Source organism: Hyphococcus sp., assembly GCF_965228385.1.
GTDB lineage: Bacteria > Pseudomonadota > Alphaproteobacteria > Caulobacterales > Parvularculaceae > Hyphococcus.
Genome location: NZ_OZ245810.1, coordinates 2,924,332 through 2,942,249, shown reverse-complemented (window position 1 = coordinate 2,942,249; position 17,918 = coordinate 2,924,332). Strand labels below are relative to the sequence as shown.

Here is a 17,918-nt window from a genome sequence, read left to right as displayed (position 1 = left end):
CTTGAACGGGAGAATAGGCGGATGGCTTACGATTTAAATGGAAAAGCGGTGCTGATCACGGGCGCCTCGCGCGGCATCGGCGCAAAGGCGGCGGCGGTCTGCAAGGCGGCGGGCGCGAATGTTCTCCTGCACGCCAGCGCGGAAAGTGAAGCGTCCGCGGCCGTGGCGAAATCAGCGGGTCAGGCGGCTGGTGATTTCTTGTATCAGGATCTCACCGCGCCGGGCGCGGGGTTTGAACTGGCGTCGCGCGCCATCGAACGCGCCGGCCGTCTCGACGCCGTTGTCAACAACGCCGGCGTTTATCTTCCCTCGCCGCTGACAGGCGATAAATCCGGCTGGGAAGACGGCTGGGCGAAAACCATTGCCGTAAACGTCACAGCGCCGGCTGATATTTGCCGCGCCGCAATCGCGCATTTCCGCGAAAAGGGCGGGGGAACCATCGTCAATATCGCCAGCCGCGCGGGCCATCGCGGCGACGGACTGGAAAAAGCCGCTTACGCCGCTTCAAAAGGGGCTGTTCTCGGCATGACGAAAACCTGGGCGCGGGGCCTCGCCGGAGAGAATATTCTGCTTTATGCGATTGCCCCCGGCTGGGTCGAAACGCGCATGGCGCCAGAAGACATCGAAGCGCGAAAACACGCGGTGCATGAAATTCCGCTGGGCCGCGTCGCCCAGCCTGAGGAAGTGGCGGCGGCGATTTTGTTCTGCCTCAGCGGCGCGTGCCCTTCCATGACCGGGACCACGATCGATATTAACGGCGCGAGTTACGTGCGCTGAGGCGGCGGCGCCCTTGAATGAAAACGCGTGCACAGCTTGACAGCAGCGCGTCTGACTTTACGCCGGCGCAGCGTTCAGGAAAGCCGCATTGTCTGCTAGGGTCCCGCGCGGCAGCCCGGAGTTTTTCTATGCGGTTTTTTCTGTTCGCGGTGTTTTTGCTGCAGGTTTTGGTTTTTCCGTCTTTTGCGCAGGAGCCGCCCGATCCGGCGCCAACAACGCCCGTGGACCTCGTCGAGCTTCCTTCATTTGAACCCACACGGGAAGAGGCGGTGCTTGAAGGGTATATTGACGGCGTCGTGGCGGCGCATATGCGTGAGCATGGAACGCCGGGCGCGACGGTGAGCGTCGTGCGAAACGGCAAGACATTATTCGCCAAAGGCTACGGTGTCGCGGATGCGGCGGGCGAACGTCCGGTGGACGGCGGCGCCACATTATTCCGTATCGGGTCGGTTTCGAAAACCTTTATCTGGACTGCCGCGATGATGCTGCATGAGCGCGGGCTGCTCGACCTTGATGAAGATGTAAACGCATATCTGAAAGACATCCGTATTCGGGATGCTTTCGGAGCGCCTGTGACGATGAACCATCTTATGGCGCACCGGGCGGGCTTTGAAGACGCCTTTGGCGTTTACACCCGCAGCGACGCCGATGACACATCCCTCACCGATGCGTTGAACGAAACCATGCCGGAACGCGTTTATCCGCCGGGCGCGCGCACGTCCTATTCGAACTGGGGCGCGGCGTTGGCTGCAAAAATCGTTGAGGACGTCTCCGGCGTTTCATACAATCAATTTTTGCAAACCGAAATTCTGGACCCGCTCGGAATGGCGGACACGACCTTGAACGCGCCATCGCAAATGCAGCAGCGCTTGAGGGAAAACCTTGCAGAGGGCGTCAAAACTGAGCGCGGCGGTTATGAAACGGCGGATTACATGGGGCTTGGTCCTTTCGCGCCGGCAGGGGCCATGTCGTCAACAGCGCGCGATATGGCGCGATGGATGATGTTTCATCTGGGCGGCGGCGTTGTTGACGGCGTGCGTCTTCTTTCGCCGGCGACCCACCAGTTGATGGCGTCGCGCGCATTCGATGACCGCGCCGCCGGCGCCGATATGGCGCACGGCTTCCAGAGCAATATTTACAAGGGCGTTGAGACCTTTGGCCATGGCGGCGCCACCACCGTTTTTTACACCAATATGATTTTAATCCCGGATTTGGAAACCGGTATTTTTATCTCCCAGAACAGCACGTCGGATCGAACCCTTGTCAACGAAATCCCCGTGCTTCTTATTGACCATCTTTACAAAGAGCAAAATCAGCAAACCACTATGGCGGCGCGAAGCAGCGTAGATGCAGTGCAGTATACTGGCCGGTATCTCTCCAACCGCCGGTCATTTTCAAAATTCGAAAAATTGTATTCCCTGCCGGATGTGTATTCGGTCTCCGCCACGGACGGCGCCCTGTTAATCGCGTCGGGCGAGAAGGCCCTGCGCTATGGGCCGGTGGCGGGCGCAAGCGATACATTCGAGAACCGGCGCGGCGAAAGGGTCGTCTTTACACGGGACGAAAGCGGGCGCGTCGCCGCGCTTTCCGACGCCAGCAGCGTGCATTCTTATGAGCGCGCGGGGATTTTCGGGGATGGTGGTGTGTTGATCGCGAGCCTTGCAGCGAGTCTTTTTTTCGGCGCGACAACACTCGCGGGCGCGTGGCGCCGTCATGGCCGTATGCACGCCAATACAAAGCTCGGCGTCTGGCTCAACAAGGGCGATATTCTCGCCGCTATTGTGGTTTTCGTTTTCGCGGGATTGTTAGCCGCCAGCATCGCGGCGATGGGGTTTACATCCGGCGCCCTCTCGGATTACCCGCCGCGCGCCATCACCGGATTGCGGATTGCCGGACTAATGTTATTCGCCTCTGCTGTTGCGCTTGTTATCAGCGCGCCGTTCGCCTGGATGCGTTCAGGTTGGAGCGTGTGGCGCAAAGCGCATCACACAGGTTTCGTGCTGTCGCTTGCAGCGCTGGCCGTGATGCTGGTGGCGTGGCGGGTTATTTTTTCCGGCACGGCCTGATCTTATAAAGGATTCGCCGTGCTTAACCGTCCGCCAATCCGGATCGGGTGAATGGACGCGGCGAGACCTGATTTTTTGTCGGTTTCCACAAAGACGCCGCAGATCGTCGCTTCGCCTGCGGCGGGCGCAAAACGGCCGCCGGTCATTTTTGTCGTAAAGCGCCGCAACGGTTCTGACTTTTCCATGCCGATGACGCTGTCATAATCGCCGGTCATGCCAAGGTCGGTAATATACCCCGTGCCGCGGGAAAGGATTCTATCATCCGCAGTCGGAATATGCGTATGCGTGCCAACGACAAGACTGGCCCGGCCGTCAAGAAAATGCCCCATGGCGTTTTTTTCGGACGTCGCCTCAGCGTGAAAATCGACGATAACCGCGTCAACCGCGTCTCCGAGCGGGGCGTTTTCCATTTCACGGTCAATAGCGGCGAAAGGATCATCGCAAGGGTGCATGCCGATCTGTCCCTGAGCATGCAGGACAAGCACCTTGTCGCCGTTCCGGGCGGTAAAAACGCCGCTGCCTCGGCCTGGATTGTCCGCCGGAAAATTAATCGGCCGCAACAGCCGTGCTTCCTGATCGTATATTTCGATTTCGTCGCGCTGATCGAATGCATGATTACCCGTGGTCATCACATCGGCGCCGGCCTCGAGAAAATCGGAAGCGATTTTCGACGTTACGCCAAATCCGCCGGCGGCGTTTTCCACATTGACGACGATAAAGTCGAGCGCATGATTGCGTCTGAGGCCCGGCAGCGCTTCAAGCAGGGCGTTGCGCCCGCTGCGTCCCATGACGTCGCCGAAAACAGCAATTCGCAAGGCAATACCCGCTTTCTAGCACTTGATGGCGCCGCGTTCGGTCACGACCCAATCGAGCGGCTGGTCTAGGCGGGTGAGGGGCAGCGCGTCAACTTCCTGCGCGCCGTAAGCATACCCGACGGCCAGCGGCGCGCCCTCGCGGCGCAACGCCTCGAGCGTGCGATCGTAATAGCCGCCGCCATAGCCGAGCCGGCCGCCGTCACGCGTAAAGGCTAATAGCGGAACGACCAGTATGGACGGCGTCGCCGACGGCGCGTTTTGCGATGGAACACGTTCTCCGTAAGCGCCGTCCACAAGATCGTCGCCGGGTTGGTATTCGCGGAAGGCAAGCGGCGCTTTTTTACGGGCGACCACTGGCAGGGCGATGCGGACGCCTTTTTCAATAAGCGCCGCCGCCAGCGGTTCGGTATCAAGCTCATCGCGCATGGGGTGGTAAAGCGACACAACCGCGCCGTCAGTGAGGTCGATGGCGCGCAGGAAATTCGCGGCGGCGTGCTTGCCGGCGTCGGGCCGTGCTTTGGCGGCGGCGCGGCGCTCGCCCTTCATGCGCTCGCGCAGGATTTTTTTCGGGTCGTGCAAAAAGGAGATCGGCGGCAGCATCGCGATACATTTCCTGCTTCACTGTCAGCCGGTCCGGCACAGCGCTATGCGGGCGGACCTCGATACGCATGAAAACCTAAAGGATCAGACCCCAGACGCAACAAACTGGCGCCTTCACGGTTTGAAAACTTAAACGCCGCCCTGGCCGTTGGACTTTTATTCGCCCTGAACCCTAAGGATCAGGTGGGCGCCGCGTAATAGGGACCAGGGTCCCAGTCAGAGGCAGCTCCCTATAAGTGAGATAAGGCCCCGGGGAATGTCGTCCTGACGGGCCGGGCAGCCAGATGAAAATAGGCGCCCGCCGTGCCCGCGTAAAGAGGCGTCAGGCGTCTTTGCGCCCCGCGGGTTGCTTGCGCTGGGGATGCGTCGCCATGCTGCGCCAGCTCGGGTAGATCAGGCATCCCAAAAACGAGAATGAGGCGGCGATGAGCAGCGCCAGCGCGAATATGCCGCCGCCCGCCTCGCCAAGCCAGTTCGCGACAAGACAGGTGCAGGCGATGATCAGGTACGGATAAACCGGCGGGTCGCTGGTCAGGTAGCGCCTCACGAACAGCGACATGGATGCGAGCAGCAGCGCCAGCGAAAAGACGTCAAAAACAGTGAACATAAATGCCCCCTACTGTATGGGACCGATCATATGATCATCGCTGTTAAAAGTGTTTTAATCCGGGAGCGGTGACGGGCGGTACAGGTTCATTTTGCTTCAGAAAAGACATAGATTCCAATTTGCGTATCGCCGTAATTACGCCGGTCGGTTTCTATAAATCCATCGACCCGAGCGGGAAGCTCGTCCTTTGCCTGCTCGACGACCGCGAGCGCGCCCGCCGCCAGCCAGCCGCCGCCAGCCAGCATGCGCATGGCCGGTTCGGCCAAGCCTTTCCGGTAGGGCGGGTCCAGGAAAGCGAGCGTAGATGGCGGCCCGGCGCCGGCGGGTTTTGCGCCAAGATCCGTCGCCGAGCGGCGGTGGATGCGGGTGACGCCGAAGAGCGACAGCGCTTCAATGTTGTCACGCACGGCGGCGCGCGCGGCGGCGTCAGTTTCCACAAAAAGGCACCATGCGCCGCCCCGCGACATCGCTTCCAGGCCGAGCGCGCCGGACCCGGCAAACAGATCAATAATGCGCGCGCCTTCCAGCGTGATGTCATCGCGCGCCTCAAGAATATTGAACAGGGCTTCGCGCGTGCGGTCAGTGGTCGGGCGCGCGCTGCGCCCCTTTGGCGCAATGATCCCTCTGCCCCTGAATTTTCCGCCAATGATGCGCATGATGTTATGTTGTCGCCCAGCCGGCCCCGACGATCCAGCCTTCTTCCTCAAGAACAGCGCATCGCGCCGCTTCGTCAAGGATTGGCGGCGCTGAAAGCCAGCGGCGAAAATCGCCGCGCGCATCTGTTTCTGCGAACGTCTTTGCGCAAATTCGCACCTGCGCGCGATCTTTCACCTCGTAAGGTTTGAGGGTTGCCGGGAACATGGTTGGATAAATTTCCGCAAGTATCAAAGGTGCAATGAGTCCTTGCGAGAAATTAGTTTCGAACGGCCAGACGAGCGCGGCCTCGCCGAATCGTCGCCTCATCTCTTCCATCCATGCCATGCCGAGCATCGCCTGTGAACCAACGGCGCCGTTATATGCAAGCTGCCAGACTGATTTCGACGGCGGCTGTGCGCGTTCAGTCAAGCGAAATTCCATCGCCTCGCGCGCAGTGCTCGGATCCTTTTTGGAGGGCAAATGCGAGTATCGGTGCTGATGCGGTCGGCCCCAGTATACGGGACTTCTAAACACTTCGGCGTTTAGCATGTTGGCGACGTGAAAACGATTGGACCGATTATTCTGGCTATCTTCAATTTCTATATGAAATCTCCGCCATATGGCGCGCCATGATGCGGCGCCAGTAATTTTTTTCGCGGCGCCTTTCGGATAACCGAAAGGAAAATCAAAACCAGCAAAAACCCGCTCGCCTAGTGCTATCCTGGTACGGATAATGTTTTCCAGAAAGGTGATCGCCTCATGACGCGTAGCGGGGTTTTCCAGACCCAGCATATTGACGTCCTCGCCCCTTCGTTCCGCGCTGGCTATCCAGATTGAATCTTTGCCGCGTTTCGGGCTGTTTGCGGCGGACCAGTCGACAATGATGTAAACGTCAAACAGGGGGTTTTCAGACGGCGCCATCGTCATCACCAAGCGCATGCCCGTCTAGCCGGCGGTTTCGGGATTCCTCCTCCTGCGCCGCTTTATGCCTTTCCGCTTTCGTCCGACCGTGCCTGGAGCGATTTTCGTCCGCCTGTTTTTCCTTCCCGGCGCGTGCTTTCTTCTTGCGAAACCTGTTGAGATTGACGACGTTGTTCACAGGCCGACCTCGTCGCAAATTTTTCGGCCCAGTTGTTCTTTCATTTGTTTGCCGGGAATTTCTTCAAAGGCGCCCTTGGCCAGCTTGCCGAGCTGAAATGGTCCGTATGCGGTGCGAATGAGACGATTGACCTGAAGGCCCAGATGCCGGCACACATTGCGGATTTCGCGGTTCTTGCCCTCGTTGATGGACATGGTGATCCACTGATTGCCGCCTTGCGTCTGGTCAAGATGCGCGCGAATGGGGCCGTATTGAACGCCGTCGATCTCCACGCCTTTTGTTAAACTGTCGAGATCCGATTGCCGTATGCGGCCATAAGCGCGCAGGCGGTAGCGGCGCGTCCATCCGGTTGACGGCAATTCAAGACGGCGGGCGAGGTCGCCTGAATTGGTCAGCAGCAACAGGCCTTCCGTTGTCAGATCAAGCCTGCCGATGGAGATGACGCGCGGCAATTTTCCCTGAAGCGCATCGAACACCGTCGCGCGCCCTTGCGGATCTTTATGGGTCGTCACGAGGCCGTCCGGTTTATGAAAGCGCCAGAGCCGCGTTGCGTCCGGCTTGCCGATGCGGGTCCCGTCAACGCGGATGTCCATGTCCGGCGTGACCTTGAAGGCGGGCGTCGTCAGCGTCACGCCATCGACTGTCACAATGCCCTGTTCAATCAGCTTTTCAGCCTCGCGCCGCGAAGCGACGCCCGCTCGGGCCAGGAATTTCGCGATGCGCTCGCCCGCCTGATTATGGTGTTCTTCCGTCATGGGATGGGTCCTAGCATTGCGCGCCGTCACGCGCGATAGTCCCGCCGATGGAAACTGACGCTCATTTTATGGAACGCGCTCTGGCCGAAGCGGAAAAGGCGGCGCAAGCGGGCGAAGCGCCGATCGGCGCCGTTCTTGTGAGCGAGGCTGGCGACATTATCTCGGCCGCCGGCAACGCGCCGATTGCGACCCACGATCCGACAGGGCACGCTGAAATACGCGCGCTGCGGGAGGCTGCGCAAAAGCGCGGCAATTATCGCCTGAACGATACCAGTCTTTACGTAACCCTTGAGCCCTGCGCCATGTGCGCCGGCGCCATTTCCATTGCGCGCATCAAACGATTGATCATCGCGGCGCGTGACGAAAAGGGCGGCGCCGTGTGGCACGGTCCGCGATTTTTCGAGCAGCCGACCTGCCATTGGCGCCCGGAAGTCGCGGCGGGCCCTTACGCCCGGGAGGCGGGCGATTTGTTGCGCGACTTTTTCCGCGCGCGGCGCTAGTATCACCCCGGGAGTGAGAGCGGCATGAAAAAACTGGTTTTTCTTGACGGGCTCGCCGGCCTGCAGGATGTCGCGTTGCTGGGGTTACGCGGCCTGACCGGCGCATTTCTCGTCTGGGGCGTGTGGGACAATATCGCCGATCCGGCGCGAATGGCGGAATTCGCGCAATTCATGCGTCAGTTCGGTTTCCCGGCGGCCGACATACTGGCGCCGGTGTCGGTGTGGTTTCAATTCGTGTGCGGGATCCTGTTTATCGTCGGGCTGTTCACGCGCTGGGCAGGGCTGCTCATGGCGTTCAATTTTATCGTCGGCTTTTTGATGGTGCATCTGAGCGATGATTTCCGCGCGCAGTTCCCGGCGCTCATTCTGATTGCTGTCAGTTTTTATCTGGCCGCCGCAGGCGGCGGGCGTTTCGCCGCCGACCGGCTTTTGCGCTAACTGCGCTCAGCGCTTTTATATGCGCGCCGCGCCGCTATCATGCCCGAAAAATCATTATTCTTATGAGGAGACGTTGCATGGATTTCGATTATTCCGATCGCTGTAAAGATTATCTGAAACGCGTCTCTGATTTCATGGACAATCATGTCTATGAGGGGAATGAAGTTTATGAACGTCAGCATGCGGAGTTCGGGCCGGAAGGTCGCTGGAAGGTGCCGCCGATTATCGACGAATTGAAAGAAAAGGCGAAAGCCGAAGGCCTGTGGAATATGTTTCACCCCAATCCGAAATGGGGCCCGGGTCTTTCCAACGCCGATTACGCGCCGATCGCGGAATTGACAGGCCGCTGTCATATCGCGCCGGAAGTCTTCAACTGCGCGGCGCCCGACACCGGCAATATGGAAGTGCTGATGAAATACGGCAGCCCGGCGCAACAGGATGAGTGGCTGGTTCCGTTGCTTGACGGGCAAATCCGGTCGGCGTTTCTCATGACCGAGCCGCAAGTCGCCTCTTCCGACGCCACGAATATTGAAACAGAGATCAAACTTGACGGCGATCATTATGTAATCAACGGGCGCAAATGGTGGTCGTCGGGGGCGGGCGATCCGCGCTGCAAGATTTTTATCGTCATGGGAAAGACCGATAAAAGCGCGGAACGCCACAAGCAGCAATCGCAAATACTCGTGCCCGCCGACGCGCCGGGCGTGAAAATACTCCGCCATCTTCCGGTCTTCGGTTATGATGACGCGCCGCACGGTCATATGGAAGTCGAGTTGAATGACGTGCGCGTACCGAAAGAAAATATTATTCTCGGCGAGGGCCGGGGGTTTGAAATCGCGCAAGGGCGCCTCGGGCCGGGGCGCATCCATCATTGCATGCGCACCATTGGCGCGGCGGAAGTCGCGCTGGAAAAAATGGTGAAGCGATTGTTGACGCGCGAAGCGTTCGGCAAGCCGATTTTCAAACATTCGATCTGGGAGCAGCGGGTCGCCGAAGCGCGCATCGATATCGAGATGGCGCGGCTTTTGACCCTGAAAGCCGCCTGGATGATGGATACGGTGGGCAACAAGGCGGCGCAGCAGGAAATAGCCATGATCAAGGTCGCCGCGCCGCGCGTCGCGCTCGGGATTATCGATGACGCCATCCAGGCTCATGGCGGCGCCGGCGTCACCTCCGATTTCGGACTGGCGCGCGCCTATGCGATGCTGCGCACGCTGCGGCTCGCCGATGGTCCCGATGAGGTCCACTGCCGCGCGATCTCGCGCATTGAGTTCAAAAAATACTCAAATCTGGCGTCATAAGGGCGATTGGGATCGAGCGTTTAAAGGCTTTAACCGGGAACGCCTCCGTGCGCTGGCGTGTTTCACGTCCATGACGAATTATCGAACCATCGATCCGGATACGGGCGTGCGTGCGCCATACGCGCCCGATTCCGCCGCCGCCCACGCCGCCGCAAGGGCGCGGGTCAATAAACTCGCCGATTTTCTAGATACGAAATACCGATTGCCGATCATCGGTTACCGGTTCGGCTGGGACAGTATTTTAGGCCTTATACCCGGCGTCGGCGACACGGCGAGCGCCGCGATTTCGATGTATATCATCTGGGAGGCGCGCCGCGCAGGCGCCGGTCTCGGCTTGATTGTCAGGATGATCTACAACGTGCTGATCGATACGATTTTGGGCGCTGTGCCATTGTTCGGCGATATTTTCGACTTCGCCTTCAAGGCCAATTTGCGCAACGCGCAGTTGCTTCAGGAACATTACGATGAAATTGAAGCGCGCCGATTGCGCGAGGCCGGTTGATCCTACCGGCCGGCGATCAATTCATGAATATCGCTGAAGCAGCCGATCATGCGCAACGGTTTTCCGCCGGCATTGCGCAATGCTTTACCGCGCGAATGATACCATCGATAGGCGCCCGCCGCATCGCGCAAGCGTAAGCGCAGATCGTAAGGCGCATTGTTTTTCAAATGATCGTGCAGGGCGGTTGTGTGCCGCGCTTTATCATCGGGATGGATGGCCGCTTCGATTTTGGAAAGATCCAGCGTTCCGCGCGCGCTGTCGCCAAGCAGCGCCTGCAGATTGTCGGTGACGACAGCGCCGCCGGTCGTCAGATCCCAGTCCCAGACGCCGTTGGTCGCTTCCGCGATAGCCCAGTCGCGCCGTTCGGCGCGCTCCGCCGCTTCAATGGCGGCGGCCACCCGGCCGCGATAGCAATCCAGGACCTGCCGAATTGCGCCGTCATTCTCGATTGGCGAAGCAGTCATGGCGACAACCACGCCCAGCACCTGTCCGTCATGGGCGTGCAATGGCGCGCCGGCATATCCTTCAACGCCGAGCTCAGCCAGCATCGCGTCTTTCGGAAATGTCCCGGCGACGCCGCTTCGATAAATGCAAGCGCCCGTGTCGGCGGCGCGCGCGCAGGGGGTGCCGTCAAGGCTGTAAGTAACAGGCTCTAAAAACCGGCCTTCGCGAACAAGCCGGACCGAGCGCATGAGATTTGAATAGGGATTGAGCCGGCCGATCATGAAGATATCTGCGCCGGTCGATTCATAGGCGGCCAGCGCATATGCGCTCAAAAAATCCTCATCGGCCACCGGAGCGAGCCGGAGGGCGAGCGCAGCCGCCTGGGCGTTGATCTCCCGAGACGACGGCGAAGAACCTGACGCAACGGGTTCATGGGCGTGTGCAAGGGCAGTTGAAGAGATCATTGGTGCTGGTTCCTGGCGTTAATCGGTGCGGCCCGGCTCTCTCCCAACCTGGCGGCCCGTCAGTGCTAAGGCGCCGCTCTTAAAGCGCCGTAAATTTTTTTCCGCCGCGCTTTGGCAAATGATCATTTGAACGAAACGGGCTCTGCTATAGGTTTTGCGGACCCGAAAAAAGGAGCGTGAAGGATGGAACAGCTTTTTACGACCGATAACTGGCTTTTGGTCGCGCTAGCCGCGGCGCTCGGGTTTCTCGCGGGCCGCGTGACGGCGAGCGGCATGTCGTCCGAGGCGCGCACGCAAAAAAGGATGGAGGCGCGCCAGGATGCAGAGCGGCTTTTCGCAGGCCTCCCGCCCGAAATCCAGCAGGATGTAGACGCGCGTATCCAGAACGGCAAAATCATCGAGGCTGTGAAAATCGTTCGTGAAAATTCAGGCGCAGGATTGAAAGACTCAAAACAGGCCGTTGACGCGCGGCGCGCCTCCATGGGCGCGGTTTAGTCCGCTTATGCGCAATTGCCCGGTGTCTTGCGCCGCCGCCGGACAATAAATCGCTTCGTCTTTTGTATCGCTCAGTTCGCCGCAAGCCGCCGTATATGATTTTCGCGGGATGCCGACGGTTGTTATCATGCATGCAGTTCTCATTCGCGTTAAACGGATGTTGTTCTATGATCGTATCCCGCCGGAATTTGCTGCAGTCCGCCTATGGCGTTGCGTTCTCCTATTCATCGCTCTCCCTGCTTGCCGGGGCGCATGCCTATTCCGCCAATAACCGGCTGCCATTGAAAACCGACCCCGATGGGCTGCTGGATCTGCCCGAAGGGTTTTCGTACCGTCTTGTTTCGACGTCAGGCGGGGAAATGTCGGACGGATTTTTCAGACCGGGCAGACCAGACGGCATGGCCTGCTTCGCGCATCCGCAAGACGCGGGCAAATGCATCCTCACCCGCAATCATGAGAACTGGCCAGACACGACGGACGGCTCTCCATTCGGAGAAGACGATGCGCTTGTCTCACGGCTCAGCGAAGCGCAGCTTTACGACTATCGCGCCGCGGCCGCGCCGATGAACGGGAGACCGTTTTACGGCGGCGTGACGACCGCGATTTATAATTTGCAGGAAAAGCGCCTCGAAAAAGATTTTCTCACCCTAGCGGGCACGGCCGGCAATTGCGCCGGCGGCGCGACGCCCTGGGGATCATGGCTGTCATGTGAGGAGTCGGCGGTCACCGCGCCGGGTTCATCGCAAAAGAACCACGGCTTTGTTTTCGAAGTGCCGATCAGCGCGACCAGACCGGTGGATGCGATACCGCTAACCGACATGGGCCGTTTCGCGCATGAAGCAGCGGCGGTCGATCTGGATACGGACATTGTTTATCTCACAGAAGACAGCCTGGAATGCCTTTTTTACCGGTTTTTGCCGCATACGCGTCAAGACTTGTCTAAAGGCGGCAGGCTTCAGGCGCTCGCGCTTAAAAACCAGCCTTCCGCGGACACGCGAAACTGGCCGCGGGATTGGGGCGGCGCGGGTGAAAACAGCATCCGCCAGGGCGAGACGTTTGATGTAGAATGGATAGACCTCGATCATGTGGACTCGCCGGACGGCGATCTGGCCGAGCGCGGCTTCGCCGCCGGCGCCGCCCATTTCTGCCGCGGCGAAGGCATGGCCTATGGCAAGCGCGACGGCGAACAGGGAAGCGTTTATTTCAACTGCACGCAAGGCGGCGCTGCGCGGGCGGGCCAGGTCTGGCGCTACACGCCAAGCCCGGAAGAGGGCCGGCGCGGCGAGGCGTCCGACCCGGGGAAGCTGACGCTTGTTTATGAATCGCCGACATCGGACGTGCTCGACATGTGCGATAATCTCGCCTTTGCGCCATGGGGCGATCTTATTTTGTGCGAAGACGGCCGGGGCGACCAGTATCTGCGCGGCCTGACGCCAGACGGAAACATCTACGACCTCGCGCGCAACGCGCATGAGGAGCAGTCCGAATTTTGCGGCGCTTGTTTTTCGCCCGACGGTTCGGTGCTTTTTGTCAATGTGCAGGAGCCCGGTTTTACTTTCGCGATCGAAGGGCCGTGGCGCCGCTTACGCGCTTAAGGGGCTTGCTGACGGCTTATCGCGCGTCACCAGCCAAAGCCGTACGCTTAACATGAGCGCGGCGCTGACAAGGCTCGCGAGCAGGCCCCACCAGACGCCGATGGCGCCGAGCGGGGTGGCGAGCCCAAGCCAGGCGGCGATGGGAAAGCCGATGATCCAGTAGCTGATGCCGGTTAAGACCATGGGAATACGCACGTCTTTCAGGCCGCGCAGGGCCTGCGCCGCGGCGACCTGGGTTGCGTCAAAGAGTGCAAACGCTGCGGCGATCGGCAGGAACGACGCCGCGAGCCGCACCGCATCCATATCATCCGTATCAAGATAAAATTTCGCTATGGAGTGCGGCGCCAGCGCCACCGGTACGGCGATCAGCATAATCAGGCCCATGCAGGAAAGCACTGACACAAGGGCGGCGCGGCGCACGCCGGCGGCGTCCCTGGCGCCGGCCATCAAGCCGACCCTGACCCCGCCCGCCATGGAAAGACCAAGCGGCAGCATAAAGGCAAGCGCAGTGACGTTGAGCGCCGCCTGGTGCGCCGCCATGGCGGCTACGCCGATCACGCCCATGAGAAGGACTGTCGAGTTGAAAAGCATCGCTTCAAACCCGAGCGTTACCGAACTCGGCCAGCCGATACGCGCGACTTCCGCCAGCAGGGGCCAGTCAGGCTTGAAAAATTTTACAAAAAGATCAAACCGCTTCGCCGTCGCTTCCCGGTTGATGTAAATCACGAGCGCGAAAAAACCGATGGCGTGGGAAAGCGAAGACGCAATTCCGGCGCCGACAAGCTCCATTCGCGGCGCGCCCCAATTGCCGTAGATCAGCATATAATTGAGGAGCGCGTTGATTCCGGTTGTCAGAATAATAAAGATCAGCGGCGCGCGCGTGCGCTCGATCGCGGCCAGAAAGTTCCGCAGGATAATGACGCCGAGCGCAAACGGCAGGCCGGGCGCCAGCGCCAGCACGTAAGGTTCGGCAAGCTTCGCCGCCATCGCCGGCTGGCCGAGAAAGAGCGACAATTCCTCCGTGAAGAAATAGATGAGAGACAGCATCGGCGCGCCGGCGCCCACAAGCCATAGCCCCATACGGACGGAACGGCGCGCTTCTCGCACATTGTCCTTGTCGGCGCCGAGCGCTTGCGAAACCAACGGAGACACCGCCATGGCGGGGCCAAGCCCGGCGACGAACAGTATATAGAACATGAACAAGCCCAGCGATGCGCCGGCAAGCTGTTCTGCGCCAAGGCGAGCGATCATCAAAACGTCGATGGTGTTGATGGAAAACTGGACAAGCTGAGTCAGCCCCATCGGAAGACCGATCGTCATCAGCGCGATAAATTCGCGGCGCCAAGGAGGCGCGGCGCCTTCCGGCGCGAACTGGGTTGCGTTCGTCATGAGTTCCCCGGGCGCATCAGGCGATTGACCCGCCGCGGGGAGGCTCTAGCTGATTTTACGTCAAAAGAAAAACCCTGACCGGAAGGCCGGCTTCAATTCAAAAACGACGCGACGGCTTTGGCACCCTGTTTATTGGCGCGCAAAGCATCAAAACGGCCCTGCGCAAGCATGCTGCGCGCGTCGCCGAGCGTTCCGTAAGCAGACCATGCAAGCCCGCCGCCGATGGAAAGGCGCGCGGCGCCGGCTTCAGCGAAATCTTCAACGCTAAAGTAGGCGAGTTTGCCGTGAATGAGCACGTTTACCGGTTTTGAGACGTCTTGGCAGATTGCGCGCACAGCGTCGAGACCGGGCAGGCCGGGTGCAAACAGAACATCGGCGCCTGCGTCGGCGAACGCGTTCAGCCGCGCGATGATTTTCCCAATGTCGCCCAGTCCGTAAAGGAATGCTTCGGCGCGGGCTGTCAGGACAAAATCGCGTCCGCTTTCCTTTATCGCCGCCGCCGAGGCGGCGATCCTTTCCACCGCCAGTATGTCGTCGTCGATAATCGGCGCGGCTTTATCTCCTGTGGAATCCTCTATTGAGCCGCCGCACATCGATGTCGCCGCTGCAAGCCTGATGGTCTGCGCTGCGTCTTCCGGGGCGAGCCCGAAACCGTTTTCCAGATCGGCGCTGACAGGGATCTTGACGGCTTCCGCGATGGCGGCGGCGTGCGCGATCGCTTCATCCCGGGTCACGCCGTAATCGCGCCGCCCCAGGGTCATGGCGAAACCTGAACTCGTCGTGGCGAGGGCGCTGAAACCGAGCCCTTCGAGCATTTTCGCCGAGCCGATGTCCCAGGGGTTGGCGATGATAAAGGGCGCGCCCGGATTGTGGAGCGCGCGGAAAGATTCAATCCTGTTTTCAAAAGTCATAACGCCCCTTTTAATTTACCGGAAGACGATGTCGTGAAGGCGTTAGCACTTTGCGCAGCCTGCATCCGCCCGGTTCTTGCGGCGTCTAGTCCGTAACGGCGTCATGCCAGCTTTTGTAAGGACCGCTCCCCAACACGCCTGACTGAATTTGCGCCATGGCGGCGTTCGCCGCGTCGGTCGCCTGCGTATTGGGGTGCACCGGCCTTCGCAGCGGCCGCGTTCCCGCAGGCATGGCTATGATTTCGGCGATGGCGCGCGGCACATCGTTCGGGTCTGTCTGATAGTCGCCGGACATTGTACCGTTCGCCATCTGAATGTGCGCGTTGTAAGCGTCCTTGCGCGAGGCGTCGACGCGCGCCAGCAGCGCATCGGAATAGCGTCGGCCATTGGACCAGATTTCGGTCGGATAGCCGCCCGGTTGAATGATCGTCACCTCAACGCCGAACGGCGCCAGTTCATACGCCATCGTTTCAAACATCGCCTCGACGCCGAATTTTGTCGCCTGATACATGCCAAGGCCGGGAATGAGAATGCGCCCGAGTTGTGAAGAGACATTGAAAATCTGTCCCGCGCCGCGTTCGCGCATCTTCGGCAGCACCGCCCGCGCCATGCGCAGATAGCCGAAAAGATTGGTTTCGAAAATCAGCCGCGTCGCTTCATCGTCGTTGATTTCCACCGGTCCTCCCATGCCGATCCCGGCATTGTTGACGAGCACATCGAGCGCGCCGCCGGCGATGTCTTCCGCCTGGGCGACGCCGGCGGCGATCAGTTCCTCATCCAGAACGTCGATCTCCACAACATGCAGATCGAGGTCTTCGTGGGCGGCGTGGTCCGCGAGGGTTTTCGCTTCCGGCCGGGCGCCGCCGTCAAGATTGCGCATGGAAGCGATGACGGTCGCGCCGAGGCGCGCCAGATGCAGTGCGGATAAGTGGCCGAAACCGGAACTCGTTCCCGTGATCAGCGCGGATTTGCCCTCCAGCGGCCGGGCGCCGGCGCCGTCCTGCGCGCCTGCGGATTTGGGCAGGATAGAGGCGGCTGCAAGCGCCGAGCCGCCGGCGAGCAGAGTCCTGCGACTGGCGGTCAGGGGGGCTTTTTTCATCGAAAAACTCCTTGAATCGTTTATCCGGGACGGGGCGGAGACTGGCGAGCGGCGCATTCTATGCTGATTTTGCCGCAGCGTCAGGCCGTTTTCCATGCAGGCGCTGCGGTCAGGCGTTGAAATTTTTGCAAAGATTACAATCTGTAACGACAAATCAGCGCAGCACGCGCAAATGTGATCATCGGCGTGCGACGGATAATATTGATTTACACGTTATGTGTATATTCAGCCTGTCCGATATTCCGCATTTGTCAAAGAAAGTATGCGTTTCATGGTCTCTAAACAGCTTCTGGCCGGACTTGCCGCGGGCGCCGTCATCGGCGCCGTTATTGTGGCGGCGACGCTGACGGGGGCGGGACAGGGACCCGAAGCGGCCGGCGGTCCGGGCGGCGGCGGCCCAGGCGGCGGAAGGGGCGGATACGCGCCGGTTGTCAGCATGACGCTTGCTGAGGAAGCCGCCATCCAGCGCACCGTTGAGGTTATCGGCCGAACGCGCTCATTACGAAGTGTCGCTATTACATCGGAAGTCACCGGGCTCGTGGAAGAATTAAATTTCGCGCCGGGCCAGCGCGTCACGGAAGGCGACGTCCTTGTTCAGGTGGACGATGATGAAGCGCAGGTCGCACTCGCCCGCGCCAGAGCGCAGTTTCCCATCGCGCAGGACAACGCAACACGGTATCGCAACCTTGCGGAAGACGAAGCGGCTTCGGCGCTGGAAGCCGAAGCGGCGCAAAACAATTTTGTCTCGATCCGGGCGGACCTGCGCGCCGCGGAGGTCGCCGTCGCACAGCGTAAAATCAGAGCGCCGTTTAACGGCATCGCGGGCCTGACTGAAATCGAACCCGGTGATTATCTGCGCGCCGGCGATCTCGTGGCGACGCTCGACGATACATCGTCGATTGTCATCGAGTTTTCGGTGCCGCAAGAGTCTGCCGGATATGTCAATATCGGGCAGCCCGTATCGGTCACGCTGACCTCCGATTTGCGTACAGAATATAGCGGTGAGATTACGGCTATCGACAGCCGCGTCGATCCGGAATCGCGCACCTTGCGTGTTGAGGCGCGCGTCGACAATGAGCGCGGCCGTCTGATTCCGGGCGCCGTGGTGGCGGTCTCGACAACGGCTGAAGGCGAGCCCGCCATAGCCGTCCCCGGCCTGTCCGTGCAGTGGGACCGCGCGGGCGCTTATGTCTGGCGTCGCGGCGAAGACGGCGCGGCGGAGCGCGCCGGCGTCATTATTTTACAGCGTACGGAAGATATGGTTCTGGTTGAAGGTGATTTGCAGGCGGATGACGTGATTGTTTCGGAAGGCGCTGACCGCATACGGGGCAGTGTGCCGCTTCCGGAATATGCGGCGCAACGGCGCGACAGCGCTACGACTTCGTCGGTTTCAGCGCCAGGCGCGTTTGGCGGCGGGGATTAATT

General features: G+C 60.1%; 20 protein-coding genes and 1 other RNA gene. 9 read left to right on the top strand and 12 right to left on the bottom strand.

The genetic code is table 11. The features are described from left to right. Positions 1-21 precede the first annotated feature (21 nt). Both ACQK2Q_RS13625 and ACQK2Q_RS13620 read left to right on the top strand, forming a co-directional pair. Positions 22-777, top strand: a complete 756-nt coding sequence (locus ACQK2Q_RS13625) for an SDR family NAD(P)-dependent oxidoreductase (protein WP_425410288.1) — start codon at positions 22-24, stop codon at positions 775-777. A gap of 128 nt (positions 778-905) precedes the next feature. Further along, entirely contained in the window at positions 906-2,843 is a 1,938-nt protein-coding gene (locus tag ACQK2Q_RS13620) for a serine hydrolase (protein ID WP_425410287.1), read from the top strand. Positions 2,844-2,845: 2 nt separating this feature from the next. Here the strand turns inward: ACQK2Q_RS13620 and ACQK2Q_RS13615 are convergent, their stop codons facing one another. From ACQK2Q_RS13615 to ACQK2Q_RS13580, 8 genes are all read right to left on the bottom strand, one after another. After that, positions 2,846-3,658, bottom strand: coding sequence for a TIGR00282 family metallophosphoesterase (locus ACQK2Q_RS13615; RefSeq protein WP_425410286.1), 813 nt, complete (start codon positions 3,656-3,658; stop codon positions 2,846-2,848). Positions 3,659-3,673: 15 nt separating this feature from the next. Continuing rightward, positions 3,674-4,258 (bottom strand): 5-formyltetrahydrofolate cyclo-ligase, encoded by a 585-nt coding sequence (locus tag ACQK2Q_RS13610; protein WP_425410285.1) that lies wholly within the window; start codon positions 4,256-4,258, stop codon positions 3,674-3,676. 129 nt (positions 4,259-4,387) lie between these two features. After that, positions 4,388-4,544: non-coding RNA, 6S RNA (ssrS, locus tag ACQK2Q_RS13605), on the bottom strand. Positions 4,545-4,580: 36 nt separating this feature from the next. After that, positions 4,581-4,865, bottom strand: a complete 285-nt coding sequence (locus ACQK2Q_RS13600) for an XrtV sorting system accessory protein (RefSeq protein WP_425410284.1) — start codon at positions 4,863-4,865, stop codon at positions 4,581-4,583. 86 nt (positions 4,866-4,951) lie between these two features. Continuing rightward, the gene (gene rsmD / locus ACQK2Q_RS13595; RefSeq protein ID WP_425410283.1) at positions 4,952-5,521 is read right to left on the bottom strand and encodes a 16S rRNA (guanine(966)-N(2))-methyltransferase RsmD; all 570 of its coding nucleotides are present in this window, start codon (positions 5,519-5,521) and stop codon (positions 4,952-4,954) included. A gap of 4 nt (positions 5,522-5,525) precedes the next feature. Further along, positions 5,526-6,428, bottom strand: coding sequence for a cobalamin biosynthesis protein CbiG (locus ACQK2Q_RS13590; protein ID WP_425410282.1), 903 nt, complete (start codon positions 6,426-6,428; stop codon positions 5,526-5,528). Beyond that, positions 6,409-6,600, bottom strand: a complete 192-nt coding sequence (locus tag ACQK2Q_RS13585) for a DUF4169 family protein (protein WP_425410281.1) — start codon at positions 6,598-6,600, stop codon at positions 6,409-6,411. Before ACQK2Q_RS13585 ends, ACQK2Q_RS13590 begins: the two co-directional genes overlap by 20 nt. Next, positions 6,597-7,355 carry a pseudouridine synthase gene (locus ACQK2Q_RS13580; RefSeq protein WP_425410280.1) on the bottom strand — a complete coding sequence of 253 codons (759 nt, stop codon included), beginning with the start codon at positions 7,353-7,355 and terminating at the stop codon, positions 6,597-6,599. Before ACQK2Q_RS13580 ends, ACQK2Q_RS13585 begins: the two co-directional genes overlap by 4 nt. Positions 7,356-7,402: 47 nt before the next feature. Here ACQK2Q_RS13580 and ACQK2Q_RS13575 point away from each other — a divergent pair, with 47 nt between their 5' ends. The 4 genes from ACQK2Q_RS13575 to ACQK2Q_RS13560 all read left to right on the top strand — a co-directional run bounded on the left by ACQK2Q_RS13575 (position 7,403) and on the right by ACQK2Q_RS13560 (position 10,096). Further along, positions 7,403-7,855: a nucleoside deaminase gene (locus ACQK2Q_RS13575; RefSeq protein WP_425410279.1), complete on the top strand. Its 453-nt coding sequence runs from the start codon at positions 7,403-7,405 to the stop codon at positions 7,853-7,855. A 24-nt stretch (positions 7,856-7,879) separates the two neighbouring features. Next, a complete protein-coding gene (locus ACQK2Q_RS13570; RefSeq protein WP_425410278.1) occupies positions 7,880-8,293 on the top strand; it encodes a DoxX family protein in 414 nt (137 codons plus the stop codon). Positions 8,294-8,370: 77 nt separating this feature from the next. Continuing rightward, a complete protein-coding gene (locus ACQK2Q_RS13565) occupies positions 8,371-9,594 on the top strand; it encodes an acyl-CoA dehydrogenase family protein (protein WP_425410277.1) in 1,224 nt (407 codons plus the stop codon). A 70-nt stretch (positions 9,595-9,664) separates the two neighbouring features. Beyond that, positions 9,665-10,096: a DUF4112 domain-containing protein gene (locus ACQK2Q_RS13560; RefSeq protein WP_425410276.1), complete on the top strand. Its 432-nt coding sequence runs from the start codon at positions 9,665-9,667 to the stop codon at positions 10,094-10,096. 2 nt (positions 10,097-10,098) lie between these two features. On the opposite strand, the gene ACQK2Q_RS13555 is transcribed toward ACQK2Q_RS13560, so the two are convergent. Then, positions 10,099-11,004, bottom strand: a complete 906-nt coding sequence (locus ACQK2Q_RS13555) for a PAS domain-containing protein (protein ID WP_425410275.1) — start codon at positions 11,002-11,004, stop codon at positions 10,099-10,101. Positions 11,005-11,187: 183 nt separating this feature from the next. On the opposite strand from ACQK2Q_RS13555, the gene ACQK2Q_RS13550 reads away from it, so the two are divergent. After that, positions 11,188-11,499, top strand: coding sequence for a hypothetical protein (locus tag ACQK2Q_RS13550; RefSeq protein WP_425410274.1), 312 nt, complete (start codon positions 11,188-11,190; stop codon positions 11,497-11,499). A 167-nt stretch (positions 11,500-11,666) separates the two neighbouring features. Next, complete coding sequence (locus tag ACQK2Q_RS13545; protein WP_425410273.1) at positions 11,667-13,094, top strand: alkaline phosphatase PhoX; 1,428 nt, start codon at positions 11,667-11,669, stop codon at positions 13,092-13,094. Here ACQK2Q_RS13545 and ACQK2Q_RS13540 read toward each other — a convergent pair. From ACQK2Q_RS13540 to ACQK2Q_RS13530, 3 genes are all read right to left on the bottom strand, one after another. Then, entirely contained in the window at positions 13,083-14,483 is a 1,401-nt protein-coding gene (locus tag ACQK2Q_RS13540) for an MATE family efflux transporter (RefSeq protein ID WP_425410272.1), read from the bottom strand. The two genes, ACQK2Q_RS13545 and ACQK2Q_RS13540, sit on opposite strands and share 12 nt — an antisense overlap. Before the next feature lie 92 nt (positions 14,484-14,575). Beyond that, positions 14,576-15,394 (bottom strand): isocitrate lyase/PEP mutase family protein, encoded by an 819-nt coding sequence (locus tag ACQK2Q_RS13535; RefSeq protein ID WP_425410271.1) that lies wholly within the window; start codon positions 15,392-15,394, stop codon positions 14,576-14,578. Positions 15,395-15,479: 85 nt separating this feature from the next. Continuing rightward, positions 15,480-16,493 (bottom strand): SDR family oxidoreductase, encoded by a 1,014-nt coding sequence (locus ACQK2Q_RS13530; RefSeq protein ID WP_425410270.1) that lies wholly within the window; start codon positions 16,491-16,493, stop codon positions 15,480-15,482. Positions 16,494-16,764: 271 nt separating this feature from the next. Between ACQK2Q_RS13530 and ACQK2Q_RS13525 the strand changes: the two genes are divergently transcribed. After that, on the top strand, positions 16,765-17,916 hold the full coding sequence (locus tag ACQK2Q_RS13525) for an efflux RND transporter periplasmic adaptor subunit (RefSeq protein WP_425410269.1): 1,152 nt from the start codon (positions 16,765-16,767) through the stop codon (positions 17,914-17,916). Positions 17,917-17,918 lie beyond the last annotated feature (2 nt).